Origin of the sequence: Actinomadura formosensis NBRC 14204 (genome assembly GCF_001552155.1) — a bacterium.
GTDB classification, from domain to species: domain Bacteria; phylum Actinomycetota; class Actinomycetes; order Streptosporangiales; family Streptosporangiaceae; genus Spirillospora; species Spirillospora formosensis.
On the sequence record NZ_BCQQ01000063.1, the window covers coordinates 26,162 to 37,846 of the forward strand.

12 protein-coding genes are annotated in these 11,685 nt (G+C 71.6%); 6 read left to right on the forward strand and 6 right to left on the reverse strand.

Going from position 1 to position 11,685, the window contains the following annotated elements; genetic code table 11:
* The first annotated feature begins 42 nt into the window (after positions 1-42).
* On the forward strand, positions 43-708 hold the full coding sequence (locus tag AF1_RS17820) for a class II aldolase/adducin family protein (RefSeq protein ID WP_067800030.1): 666 nt from the start codon (positions 43-45) through the stop codon (positions 706-708).
* A 25-nt stretch (positions 709-733) separates the two neighbouring features.
* Positions 734-1,153 (forward strand): TIGR03668 family PPOX class F420-dependent oxidoreductase, encoded by a 420-nt coding sequence (locus tag AF1_RS17825; RefSeq protein ID WP_067800033.1) that lies wholly within the window; start codon positions 734-736, stop codon positions 1,151-1,153.
* An 11-nt stretch (positions 1,154-1,164) separates the two neighbouring features.
* Here the strand turns inward: AF1_RS17825 and AF1_RS17830 are convergent, their stop codons facing one another.
* The gene (locus tag AF1_RS17830; protein WP_067800058.1) at positions 1,165-2,163 is read right to left on the reverse strand and encodes an ADP-ribosylglycohydrolase family protein; all 999 of its coding nucleotides are present in this window, start codon (positions 2,161-2,163) and stop codon (positions 1,165-1,167) included.
* Positions 2,164-2,178: 15 nt separating this feature from the next.
* Complete coding sequence (locus AF1_RS17835; protein WP_242609005.1) at positions 2,179-2,979, reverse strand: AraC family transcriptional regulator; 801 nt, start codon at positions 2,977-2,979, stop codon at positions 2,179-2,181.
* A 64-nt stretch (positions 2,980-3,043) separates the two neighbouring features.
* Between AF1_RS17835 and AF1_RS17840 the strand changes: the two genes are divergently transcribed.
* The gene (locus tag AF1_RS17840; RefSeq protein ID WP_067800036.1) at positions 3,044-3,454 is read left to right on the forward strand and encodes a DUF2000 domain-containing protein; all 411 of its coding nucleotides are present in this window, start codon (positions 3,044-3,046) and stop codon (positions 3,452-3,454) included.
* Here AF1_RS17840 and AF1_RS17845 read toward each other — a convergent pair.
* Both AF1_RS17845 and AF1_RS17850 read right to left on the reverse strand, forming a co-directional pair.
* Positions 3,429-4,526, reverse strand: a complete 1,098-nt coding sequence (locus AF1_RS17845; RefSeq protein ID WP_067800039.1) for an acyl-CoA dehydrogenase family protein — start codon at positions 4,524-4,526, stop codon at positions 3,429-3,431. The two genes, AF1_RS17840 and AF1_RS17845, sit on opposite strands and share 26 nt — an antisense overlap.
* Before the next feature lie 93 nt (positions 4,527-4,619).
* The gene (locus AF1_RS17850) at positions 4,620-4,862 is read right to left on the reverse strand and encodes a hypothetical protein (RefSeq protein WP_067800041.1); all 243 of its coding nucleotides are present in this window, start codon (positions 4,860-4,862) and stop codon (positions 4,620-4,622) included.
* Between the two features lie 148 nt (positions 4,863-5,010).
* Between AF1_RS17850 and AF1_RS17855 the strand changes: the two genes are divergently transcribed.
* Positions 5,011-5,592, forward strand: coding sequence for a Uma2 family endonuclease (locus tag AF1_RS17855; RefSeq protein WP_207394202.1), 582 nt, complete (start codon positions 5,011-5,013; stop codon positions 5,590-5,592).
* 59 nt (positions 5,593-5,651) lie between these two features.
* Here AF1_RS17855 and sbnB read toward each other — a convergent pair whose 3' ends face one another.
* Both sbnB and sbnA read right to left on the reverse strand, forming a co-directional pair.
* Entirely contained in the window at positions 5,652-6,677 is a 1,026-nt protein-coding gene (gene sbnB / locus AF1_RS17860) for a 2,3-diaminopropionate biosynthesis protein SbnB (protein WP_067800046.1), read from the reverse strand.
* Positions 6,678-6,704: 27 nt separating this feature from the next.
* Positions 6,705-7,694 (reverse strand): 2,3-diaminopropionate biosynthesis protein SbnA, encoded by a 990-nt coding sequence (gene sbnA / locus AF1_RS17865; protein WP_067800049.1) that lies wholly within the window; start codon positions 7,692-7,694, stop codon positions 6,705-6,707.
* 236 nt (positions 7,695-7,930) lie between these two features.
* On the opposite strand from sbnA, the gene AF1_RS17870 reads away from it, so the two are divergent.
* Complete coding sequence (locus tag AF1_RS17870) at positions 7,931-9,436, forward strand: amino acid adenylation domain-containing protein (protein ID WP_067800064.1); 1,506 nt, start codon at positions 7,931-7,933, stop codon at positions 9,434-9,436.
* 451 nt (positions 9,437-9,887) lie between these two features.
* On the forward strand, positions 9,888-11,685 hold a 1,798-nt coding region (locus tag AF1_RS17875), incomplete at its 3' end, for a condensation domain-containing protein (RefSeq protein ID WP_157419224.1).

Genomic DNA, 11,685 nt, shown 5'->3' on the forward strand with positions numbered 1-11,685 from the left:
TAGCGTACGCGGTGACGACGGTAGAACGTGAGAGGTATTCGCATGCTGCTGCGGGACGAACGGGATGAGCTGGTGTCCATCGGGCGCAGGCTGGCCGACACCGGCCTTGTGACGGGCGCGTCCGGCAACATCAGCGTCCGGGCGGGAGACCTCGTCGCGGTCACCCCGGCCGGCATGATGCTCGACCGGATGGAGCCCGCCGACTGCCCGGTCGTGGACCTGTCGGGCCGGCTCGCCGAGGGGGATCGGGCCCCGTCGTCCGAGACGCCCATGCACCTCGCGCTCTACGAGGCGACCCCGGCCGCGGCGATCGTCCACACGCACTCGACCTACGGCGCCGTCGTGGCGACGACCATGTCCGAGCTGCCGCCGATCCACTACAACACCCTGCTGCTGGGCGGCGTGGTGAAGGTCGCCGGGTACGCCACCTACGGGACGCCCGAACTCGCGGAGAACGTCCGGGCCGCCATGGCCGGCGGCAAACGCGCCGCGCTGATGGCCAACCACGGCGGCGTCACGATCGGGCGCGACCTGGACGAGGCGTTCGAGAACGCGCGGCTGCTGGAATGGCTGTGCGGCGTCTACGTGCGGGCCAAGATGATCGGCGAACCGCGCATCCTGACGGACGGGGAACTGGCGAAGGTGGTCGAGCGCGGCCTCACGCCCCCGGAGTTCCCGCGAGCGGAACCGGGCGCCGGTCAGCGCTGACCGGCGCGCATGGGAGGGTGAAGGGGTGCCGAAGCTTTCGCCGGACGAGGCGCGCCGGCTGCTGACGACGGTCCCGGTCGCGCGCCTGGCGACCGCGGGGGAGGAGGGGCGGCCCCGTATCGTCCCCGTGACGTTCGCCGTCCACCGGGGCAGCGTCTACACGGCCGTCGACCACAAGCCGAAGAGCACCCGGGAGCTGCGGCGGCTGGCCGACATCCGCGCCAACCCCCGTGTCGCGCTGCTCGCCGACCACTACGAGGACGACTGGGACCGCCTGTGGTGGGTCCGCGTGGACGGCCACGCGCACATCGTCGAGGACCCGGCGAAGACGGCCGAGCCCGTCCGGCTCCTGGCGGACCGCTACCCCCAGTACCGCGAGCACCCACCCGAAGGACCGGTCATCGCGATCACCATCGACGGGTGGACGGGCTGGTCGGCGTCCTAGCCGAAGGCCCGCTAGTCGAAGGCCCGGCCCATCTTCGCGAGGTCGCCGGCGTACTCGATGCGGGCGGACCACTCGTCCGGCCAGGCGCCCATGCCGAGGTGCGCGCCGGCGAAGGCCCCCGCCAGGCAGGCGATCGAGTCGGAGTCGCCGGAGCTGGCGGCGCCGCGCCGGATCGCCTCGACCGGCTCGCCAGGGAACAGCAGGAAGCACAGCAGGCCGGTGGCGAGCGCCTCCTCGGCGACCCAGCCGGCGCCGGTGATCTCGCACGGGTCGGACGCGCGGTCGCCGCGTGCGAGGGCCTCGTCCAGCCGGTCGAGGACGGCCAGGCACTCGTCCCAGCCCCGGGCGATGAACGTCTCGGCGGCGTCCATGCCGGGCCGCCGCCACAGCTCGCCGAGCCAGCGCCCGTGGTAGACGGTGCGCTGCTCGTGGCAGCGGGCGCGGAGCGCCTCCGGCAGGTCGGACGGGGCCATCCCGTCGGCCAGCCACCGGACGGCGAACGCGGTCAGCTCGCTGGCGGCCAGCCCGGTCGGATGGCCGTGGGTGAGGGCCGCCTGGAGCTGGGACGCGCCGGCCCGCGTCTCGTCCGTCAGGCCGGGCGCGAGACCGACCGGCGCGACCCGCATGTTCGCGCCGCAGCCCTTGGAACCCGCCACGGTCGCCCTCACCCAGGGCATGCCGGCTTCGAGGTTCCGGCACGCGCGCAGGCACGTGTTGCCGGGCGCCCGGTCGTTGTCGGGGCTGTTGAGCCAGTCGATGAACCGCCTCCGCCACATCGGGGTGATCAGGTCGGGGGTGAACGGCGGATTCGCGAGCGCGTCGAGCATGGCGAGCCCGACCGCGATCGTCATCTGCGTGTCATCGGTGACGAGCGCGGGGTCACCCTCCAGTTCCCTGAGGCCATGCTCACCGAAACGCCGGTGGATCTGCTCCATGGTGAGGAACTCGGTGGGCGCGCCCAGCGCGTCCCCGTACGCCAGCCCGAACATCGCCCCGCTCGCCCGTCTCATGGCGGGCATTCTTCCTCAACCGGAGCGCTGGAAGCGGCCCGGAGTCATTCCGTAGCAGCGGATGAACCAGCGCGTCAGATGGCTCTGGTCGGCGAAGCCGGTGCGCGCCGCGACGTCCCCGATCGCACCGCCCCCGGCGAGCAGGCGCCGGGCCGCGCGGAGCCGGAGCTGGCGCTGGTAGTCGCTCGGCGCCATCCCGTACGCCCGCCGGAACCCCCGGTACAGCGCGAACCGGCTGCACCCGGCCGCCTCGGCCAGCTCGTCGGCGCCGATGTCGTCCGGGAAGGACTCCTCCAGCCGCCGCCGCGCCCGCTCGACGGCACCCGTCACGGACGGGACGCGCACGCCCTTCGACGCGGCCCGGTGCACCATCGCCCCGACCGTGGCGGTCAGCAGCTCGTCCCGCCGGAGGGCCGGGGCGGTGCCGAGAAGCGCCGTGTGCAGGCCGCGCAGGTTCCGCGCCAGCACGGGATCGCTGACGACGGGGGAGCCGAAGAGCGGCAGCCCGGCCGTCCGTCCCGCGATGTCGGCCAGCACATCGGACACCAGCTCCGGGCCGATGTGCACGATCCGGTACGTGAAGCCCAGCTCGTCGGCGGCGTGCCCGTCGTGCGGGTCGTCGGGGTTGAACGCGATGACCATCCCGGCCGCGCTGGTGTGGGCGCCGCCCCGGCAGCGGAACGCCTGGTAGCCGTCCTCGGTCACGCCGAACGAGTACGTCTCGTGGCTGTGCCGGTGGTACACGTGCCGCTCGAAGTGGGCGTGCATCGCCTCCAGGGGACGGTCGGGCGACCGCCAGTACCGGCTCCAGTCCACGCGTCCCAGTCTGGCGCACGAGCGTTCAAGACGGGCCGCCGCCGTCTACGGCATCCTCGTCCGCATGCGTTTCGACACCAAGATCGGGATCGTGGTCCGCGACGACCTGGCCGCGTGGCAGCGGCTCAACGTGACCGCGTTCCTCGCCAGTGCCGTCGCGGGCGGTGTGCCCGGCGTCATCGGCGAGCCGTACGAGGACGCCTCCGGCAACCGGTACCTGGCGATGTTCCGGCAGCCCGTCCTGGTCTACGAGGCCGGCGCCGAAGCGATCTCCACGGCCCACGGCCGGGCTCTCGCACGCGGCATGGACATCGCCGTCTACATCGAGGACATGTTCAAGACCGGCCACGACGAGGCCAACCGGGAGACCGTCCGCGCCGTCACCGCCGAGGAGATGCCCCTGGTCGGCTTCGCCGTCCACGGCCCGAGGAACGGCGTGGACAAGGTCCTCAAGGGGTTGAGGCTGCACCCGTGAGCCCGGCGAGCGCCGCCAGCCGCTCGCGGTGCCGGTCCGGCGACCCGAACAGCTCCCGCGACCCCTGCGCCCGCTTGAAGTACAGGTGCGCGTCGTGCTCCCACGTGAACCCGATGCCGCCGTGCAGCTGGATGGCCTCGCCGGCGGTGTGGAGGTAGGCGTCCGAGCAGTACGCCTTCGCCAGCGCGGCGGCGGCGGGCAGCTCGTCCGGGCTCTCGTCCGCGACGGCCGCCGCGTTCAGCACCGCCGACCGCGCCGACTCCACCAGCACGAACATGTCCGCGCAGCGGTGCTTGATCGCCTGGAACGACCCGATCGGACGCCCGAACTGGTGCCGCACCTTGGCGTACTCGACGGTCATGTCCAGCGTCTGCTGCGCCCCGCCGAGCTGCTCGGCGGCCAGCGCCACGGCCGCGACGTCCAGGGCCCGCAGCAGGGCGTCCTCGCCCCCCACCTTCCGGGCCGGGACGCCGTCGAACTCGATCCGCGCCAGCTTCCGCGTCTGGTCGACGGTGGGCAGCGGCCGCCGGACGAGCCGCGCCGCGTCCTGCACGGCGTAGACCCCGACGCCATCGGCGTCCCGCGCCGCCACGAGCACGAGATCGGCGACATGCCCGTCCAGGACGAAGTTCTTCACGCCCCGCAGCGTCCCGCCCTCGAACGCGGTCCGCACGGCATCGAGGTTCCAGGACCCGCCGTCCTCCGCCACCGCCAGCGTCGCGACCGCCGACCCGTCCGCGATGCCGGCCAGCAGGTCGTGCCCGCCCTCGCCGGCCGCAAGGGCGGCCGCCGCCGTGATCGTCGCGAGGAAGGGCGCGCACACCACCGCCCGCCCCATCTCCTCGAACACGATGGCCAGCTCCCGCATCCCGAACCCGGCGCCGCCGTGCTCCTCGGCGATCGCGAGGCCCTGCAGCCCGAGCTGCTCGGCCATCTGCGCCCACACCGCGGGGTCGTAGCCCTCGGCGGTCTCCATCAGCCGCCGCACTTCGGCGGACGGGGACCGGTCGGCGAAGAAGCGCCGCAGCGCGTCCCGCAGCTCCCGCTGTTCCTCGGTGACGACGAGCTTCATCCGGCGGCCTCCCGCACGTGACCCCAACGCTTGCGGACCCATCCTGCCGCGCGCCCGCGGCCGGGCCGCGCGCCGTCCCGGCCACCGGGACGGTCAGGGCGCCCAGTCGTGCGGGCCGAGCACGTACCCCTTCGTGGTCGAATGCAGGTGGTTGATCGCCACCAGGTGCCCGAGCGCGGCCCACAGATCCTCCTCGGGCCCGCCGACGAGCCGCCCGAGCGTGTCGAAGTCGGCGGCCCCGCCCTCCTTGTCGATCTCCGCCACGGTCTCGTACACGGCCAGCTCGAAGTCCGTCAGCTCCTGGACGTCTCCGCGCCCGGCATCTCGCTCGTCCATACCCAGACCGTGCCCACTCGGCCCGCTTCTATCTGCCCGGCGGGAGGACTCGGACCGTAGGCTGAGACCAGAAGGCCCGGTTACTACGATCTGTATGCGAAGGGTGGCGCTCTGTTCGCAGACTCGCTCGCGAGGAAGGGAGCAGGGCATGACTGTGATGGTTCATGAGCCTCTGTCGCACGGAGACGATGACGTCGTCCTGGAAGGTTTCCTCGCCCTCGACACCCCGGAGGGCTTCCGAGCCGAACTGATCGACGGAGAGATCGTCGTGTCACCACCCCCCGGCAGCAGGCACGAGCGGAACATGGCCAGGATCAACCGCCAGGTCACGCTGTGCAGTTCGACCGCGTTCGACTTCTCCGGCAACATGGGCCTGGTCCTGCCCGGCGACGGCGGCCTCCCGAGTTACGTCATCCCGGACGGTACGTTCGCCCCCCTCGACCTGGACGTCTACGACAACGAAGATTCGTGGTCGGAGCCGGACGGCATCGCCATGGTCGTCGAAGTGACGTCCTCGAAACCGGGGCCTGATCGCGAGGCCAAGCGGTACGGATACGCGCGGGCGGAGATCCCGCTGTACTTGCTGGTGGACCGGGACGAGAAGCAAGCGGTGCTGTTCAGCCAGCCGGACGGCAAGGACTATACGAGCATCGACCGGGCGCCCTTCGGGAAGGGCTTGGCGCTCCCGGAGCCGTTCGGGTTCGAACTGGACACGTCCGAGTTCGTCTAAGACGCCAGAGGGCGGCCGGTTTCACCGGCCACCGTCTGGGTTCGTCCGGCCGGATGGGGTCAGCCGTAGCGCTTGAGGTCGTGGAAGAAGTCGGGGACGGTGTGCAGGGCGCCTGACGACGCGACCTGGTCGTACACGTAGCGGGCCACCGCCAGGTCAAGGACGCCGAGGCCGAACGGGGAGAAGACCACCGGCTTGTCGGCGGGCGGGGTGGTGGCGCCGGTGAGGACGTCGTAGAGGGTGCCGGCGACGAAGTCGCGGTGGCCGGTCTGCTGCTCGGCCAGGTGCGGGGACGTGTTGGCCTTCATGCAGTGCTCGACGTCGTCCACCACGTTGTACGACGACAGGACGATCTCGGGGGAGAGGTCCCGCAGCGACACGTGCAGGACGAGGGGGTTGTGCGTGAACCAGGCCGGGTCGGTCACGTGGGGTTCGCCGGCGACGGTCGCGAAGACGACCAGGTCCGAAGCGCGGATCAGCGACTCCGCCGACTCGTGGATCGTGATCTCGCCCTTCTCCGAACGCTCCAGGTAGCCCTTGAAGCCCTCGGCGTGCTCGCGGGAGAGGTCGTGAATGCCCAGTTCGTCGAACGTGAAGCCGTTGCCCGCCAGGTAGGTGTGGATGTAGCGGGCGATGAGGCCCACGCCGACGAAGCCGATGCGGCGGGGGCGGTCGCCGCGCGCATCGGCGAGGGCGGCGGCGGCGAGGGCGGCGGACGCGGCGGTGCGCGCGGCGGAGATGATCGAGCTCTCCAGGCACGCGAACGGGTAGCCGGTCTCGGCGTCGTTGAGGATCAGCACGGCGGACGCGCGCGGGACGCCGTTGGCGACGTTCCCGGGGAAGCTGGAGATCCACTTGATGCCGTGCACGCCGACGTCGCCCTTGACCGAGGCGGGCAGCGCGATGATCCGGTCGGCCGGACGGTCCGGGAACCGCAGGAAGTAGGAGTCCGGGTTGACGGTCTGCCCCTCGCCGTGCAGCCGGTAGGCCGCCTCGACCATCCGGGTGACCTCCGCCTCGCGCCCCGCGACCGCGTCGTGGACCTGGGCGCCGGAGATCACGGCGAAAGCGGGGACCTGGCTCATGGTGCGAAACTCCGATTTCCTAGATGATCAGGCGCCGAGAATAGCGGCGGCCGGGATATCGAGGTCGGGCAGCAGGTCGCCGAAGTGCTCGCGCAGCCAGCCCTCCTCGTAGATCGAGTCCAGATAGCGTTCGCCGAGATCGGGGGCGATGGCCACCGCGACCGGGTCCTCGCCGGGGTACTTGGCCTCCAGCCAGCGCGCCGCGCCCGACACGACGGTGCCGGTGGAGCCGCCGAACAGGAACCCCCGCGACGCGAGCGCGTGCACGGTCCGGATCGTGTCCGGCTCGGCGACGTGCACGACGTCGTCGATGAACGATTCGTCCACCAGCGCGGGCCGGCTGCTGGTGCCGAGGCCGGGCACCATCCGCCGCTCGGGGATGCCGCCGAACGTGACGGAGCCGACCGCGTCGACCGCCACGATCGTGACCGGACGATCATGTTCGCGGAAGTAGCGCGCGCAGCCCATCAAGGTGCCGGTCGTCCCGGCTCCGACGAAGAGAACCTCCAGGTCAGGGAACTCGCGGTCGATCGCCGGCGCGGTCCCGCGGTAGTGCGCCAGCCAGTTGTTGCGGTTGGCGTACTGGTTCAGCCACACGTACTGCCCGTCCGACTCGCAGAGGTTCCGGACGTAGCTGATGCGGCCCCCGAGGTAGCCGCCGTTGGCGTCCTTGGCGGACACGACGCGGACCTCGGCGCCGAGCGCCCGCATGACCCGCATCGACGCCGGGTTGCAGCGCGGGTCGGTGACGCACACGAACCTCAGTCCCCGGCTCGCGGCGATGAGGCTGAGCGCGATCCCGAGGTTGCCGGACGAGGACTCGACGATGATCGAGTCCGCGGTGAGCGCGCCCTCGCGTTCGGCCGCCTCCACCATCGCGGCGGCCGCCTTCAGTTTCACCGACCCCGCAAAATTGAATCCCTCGCATTTGAGGTACAGCGGACGGTCGATGACATGCCGCAGATCGACGTAAAGATCATCGACATTGAAATCCTGCGGCGAGGTGATTATCGGCACGCTGCCACCCTGAAATGAAGAAACAATTCCCTCATCTTCCCCCGAGTTCGCCGCGGGCTTCGCGCCGAGCCATGGCGAGGCATCACCGTACCTGCGCCCATCTTCCCCCCGCAACCCCTTCTTACCGGTCGGTAGTACACAATGTGCGGTGCCTTCTGGTCAACGCCGGACATAAGCTATGGCCTCCGCTTGTATTGCCGTTACAGCGGAGTGGTTCTAGATCGCGGAGAGTAATGATGAGTGCTCGCGGACCCGTCGTGGACCGGCTGCTCCCCCTGACCGGGCTGCCCGCCCTGGACGTCCCCGCGGCGCAGGCCGAGCGGGCCCGTGAGCTGGCCGTACGGCACGGCATGCGCGGTGAGCGGGACGTCGACCTCGCCGACCCGGTCATCACCCGGGTGGAGCGGTTCGCCGCCGAGCGCGATCGTCCGGCCGTGACCGACGGGTACCGTGCGCTGTCCTACGCCGAACTGGCCGCCGAGGCCCGCCGCCTGGCCGCGCTGCTGGAGGCGGAGGGCGTCGAGCCCGGCACGGTCGTCGGCGTCGGCGGCGAGCGCCGCGCCACCGTCATCGCCGCGTTCCTCGCGATCGAGCTGATCGGCGCCCTGTACGTGCCGGCGGACGAGACCTGGCCGGCCGGGCGCGTCCGCGACGTCCTCGCCCAGGCGGGCGCGTCCGTGCTGGTCACGGTGGACGAAGCCACCGCGCCCGCGCTGCTGGAGGGGGCCGCGGAGGCCGGGTGCCGCGTCGTCCCGGCGGCCCGGGCCGAAGCCCTTGAACCGTGGCGGAGGGAACCCCGCCCGGCCGCCCTCGACCAGCCCCGGTACGTCCTGTTCACCTCGGGTTCCACGGGCCGTCCCAAGGGTGCGGTCGTCGAGCACCGGGGCATGCTCAACCACCTCTGGGCGAAGATCATCGACCTGGAGCTGACCGGCGCGGACGTCGTCGCGTTCACCGCCCCGCTCGGCTTCGACATCTCGATCTGGCAGATGCTGTGCCCGCTGCTGCTCGGCGGCCGGATCGACGTGATCGGCGACGGCGTCGCGCACGACCCGGCCGCGTTCGCCCGCGCGGTGGACGAGCAGGGCATCACGGTCGTCGAGCTCGTCCCGACCATGGTCAGGCACCTGCTGGACGACCTGACCCCCGGTTCGCTCACCGGTCTGCGGTGGATGATCGCCACGGGCGAAGAGCTGCCCGCCGAGCTGTCGCGCCGCTGGCTGGAGGCGATGCCGCACGCCCGGCTGCTCAACGCCTACGGCCCGACCGAGTGCTCCGACGACGTCACCCACCACACCGTGACGGCCGGTGACCTGGACCTTCTCCGCCTCCCGATCGGCACCCCGATCGTCAACGCGTGCTTGTACGTGCTCCGCGAGGACGGCGGCGGAGGCTGGGCGGCCTGCGACATCGGCGAGACCGGTGAGCTGTTCGTCGGCGGGGTCGTCGTCGGCCGCGGCTACCTCGGCAACGACGAGCGGACCCGCGAGTCCTTCTACCGCGACCCGTTCGACCCCTCGTCGCCGACCGGCCGCCTGTACCGGACGGGCGACGCGGTGAAGCTGCTGCCGGCGGGCGCGGGCGGCGAGGACCGTCCCACCCTGCAGTACCTGGGCCGCGTCGACCGCCAGGTCAAGATCGCCGGGGTGCGGATGGAACTGGGCGAGATCGAGGCGGTGCTCCAGCGGCACCCGGCGGTGGGGGCCGCCGCGGTGGTCGTGCACGAGTACCCGTCCCGCTGAAATATCACGCTCCGTAATCAGATTGGCCCGATCCGGTCGTCAACCTTTGTCGTCCGGCGGGCGTCGCCGCCGGACCGTGCCGGGACGCCCATCGGACATTTTGTCACTCCCGTTAGCAATGGGACGGGTCAAGTTCTACTTTCGAGGGGATTGCGAGGCATGTGACAGGCTGGTTGACTGTGACTCCGCTACTCCTGAGTAGAACGTGGGTCGAGAGCGGTTCCAGTCGAAAGCGGAAAGTGACGGCGCTCTGCATGGGTGAGGGCACGGGGCGTTGACTCCGGGATATCGCGGGCCGGTCGCGTTCCCCGTGGAGACTCGGGGTGAAAGGGGACGGGGAAAGCCCGATCAGTTCTGTGGTCACTCTCTTTGATTTTCCGCCCGCCGGCGCCTCGCCGGTTCCGATGCCGGGCGTAAAGAAAACCCTCTTCGACCGGGAAAGTGCCGCTTGATGTCCACCGAGTTCGTTCCTCTTTCGGCCGCTCAGCAGAGCGTCTGGTACGCGCAGCAGCTGGCGCCCGAAACGCCGATCCACATCGCGCAGTACATCGAGATCGAGGGACCGCTCGACCACGAGCTGTTCGACCGGGTGGCGCGGATCGGCGCGCACGAGGTGCTCGCGATGAACGCCCGGCTGACCGAGCTGGACGGTGTCCCGCACCAGGTCCTCGACCCGGACGCGAGCGTGTCGATCCCGCTTGTGGACCTGTCCGGGGAGCCCGACCCGGACGCCGCCGCGCGGGCGTGGATGCGGGAGCGGATGGCGGCGCCGCTGCCGCTGGACGCCGAGCGGCTGTTCATGACGGCCCTGCTGCGGCTCTCCCCGGACCTGCACCGGTGGTTCATCCGCGCGCACCACGTGATCCAGGACGCCATCAGCGGCTCGCTGATCAGCCGCCGCGCCGCGGAGGTCTACACCTCGCTGGCGAACGGCGGCGAGTACGTGCCGGCGGAACTGGGCGACTACCGCAGGGTCCTCGCCGAGGAGGCGGCGTACCGGGCGTCGGAGAAGTTCGACCGCGACCGCGCCTACTGGACGGAACGGTTCGCCGACCGGCCGGTCGCGGTGTCGCTGTCGGAGGAGATGGCCGAGCCGACCGCCGACTACCTGAGCCGGATCACCGTCATCCCGCCCGGCCGGACCGCCGAGCTGGCCGCCGGGGCCCGCCGGCTGCGCACCGCGACACCGGGCCTCGCGATCGCCGCGACCGCCGCGTACGTGGCGCGGATGACGGGCACCGAGGACGTCATCCTCGGCCTCGCCGTCAGCGGCCGTACGACGCAGGTCGCGCTGGGCACCCCGGCGATGCTCGCGACGATCCTGCCGCTGCGGGTGCGGGTCCGCCCGGACATGACGGTGGACGGGCTGGTCCGCGCGGCGACCCGGGCGAGCGCGCGGGCGCTGCGCCACCAGCGCTACCGGCGCGAGGACCTGCTGCGCGACCTGAAGCTGCTGGGCGAGCGCCGCCGGCTGTACGGGCCGGTCATCAACATCATGGCCTACGACTACCGGCTCGACTTCGCGGGCCTGCCGGCGCGGATGCACGCGATCACGACCGGGCCGATCGACGACCTGTCGGTCAACATCTACGACAACTTCGACGGCACCGGCATGCGCGTCGACTTCGAGGCGCACCCGGACCTCTACACCGAGGACCAGGTCGACACGCATCTTGACCGTTACGTCCGGTTCCTACAGGCGCTCGGCGACGCCGACCCGGCCACGCCGCTCCGCGAGATCGAGCTGCTGGACGACGCCGAGCGGTCCCGCGTGCTGGACGAGTGGAACGACACGGTGCTGCCCGTCGAGCCGGCCGTCGTCCCCGACCTGTTCGAGGCGCAGGCGGCCCGCACCCCGGACGCCCCCGCCGTCACCCACGACGGCGTCACGCTCACCTACCGGGAGCTGGACGAGCGCGCCAGCCGCCTCGCCCGCCACCTGATCGGGCTCGGCGTCGGCGCCGAGGACTTCGTCGCCCTCGCCCTCCCGCGGAACACGGACCTGATCGTCGCGGCCCTCGCGGTGCTGAAGGCGGGCGCCGCCTACCAGCCGGTCGACCTGGCGTACCCGGCCGACCGCATCGCGTTCATGCTGGACGACGCGTCCCCGGCCTGCGTCATCACGACGTCCGGCGCCGACCTGCCCGGGACGACCCCCCGCGTCCTGCTGGACGGCCTCGACCTGGACGGCGTGCCCGCCACCGCCCCCGCCGACGAGGACCGCGTGCGGCCCCTCCGTCCGGGCAACG

What these genes read in the sequence shown, in the direction of transcription:
- AF1_RS17820 (WP_067800030.1), top strand. Translation starts at nt 43, where the DNA reads ATGCTGCTGCGGGACGAACGGGATGAGCTGGTGTCCATCGGGCGCAGG.
- AF1_RS17830 (WP_067800058.1), bottom strand. Translation starts at nt 2,163, where the DNA reads ATGAGACGGGCGAGCGGGGCGATGTTCGGGCTGGCGTACGGGGACGCG.
- AF1_RS17840 (WP_067800036.1), top strand. Translation starts at nt 3,044, where the DNA reads ATGCGTTTCGACACCAAGATCGGGATCGTGGTCCGCGACGACCTGGCC.
- AF1_RS17845 (WP_067800039.1), bottom strand. Translation starts at nt 4,526, where the DNA reads ATGAAGCTCGTCGTCACCGAGGAACAGCGGGAGCTGCGGGACGCGCTG.
- AF1_RS17850 (WP_067800041.1), bottom strand. Translation starts at nt 4,862, where the DNA reads ATGGACGAGCGAGATGCCGGGCGCGGAGACGTCCAGGAGCTGACGGAC.
- AF1_RS17855 (WP_207394202.1), top strand. Translation starts at nt 5,011, where the DNA reads ATGACTGTGATGGTTCATGAGCCTCTGTCGCACGGAGACGATGACGTC.
- sbnB (WP_067800046.1), bottom strand. Translation starts at nt 6,677, where the DNA reads ATGAGCCAGGTCCCCGCTTTCGCCGTGATCTCCGGCGCCCAGGTCCAC.
- AF1_RS17870 (WP_067800064.1), top strand. Translation starts at nt 7,931, where the DNA reads ATGAGTGCTCGCGGACCCGTCGTGGACCGGCTGCTCCCCCTGACCGGG.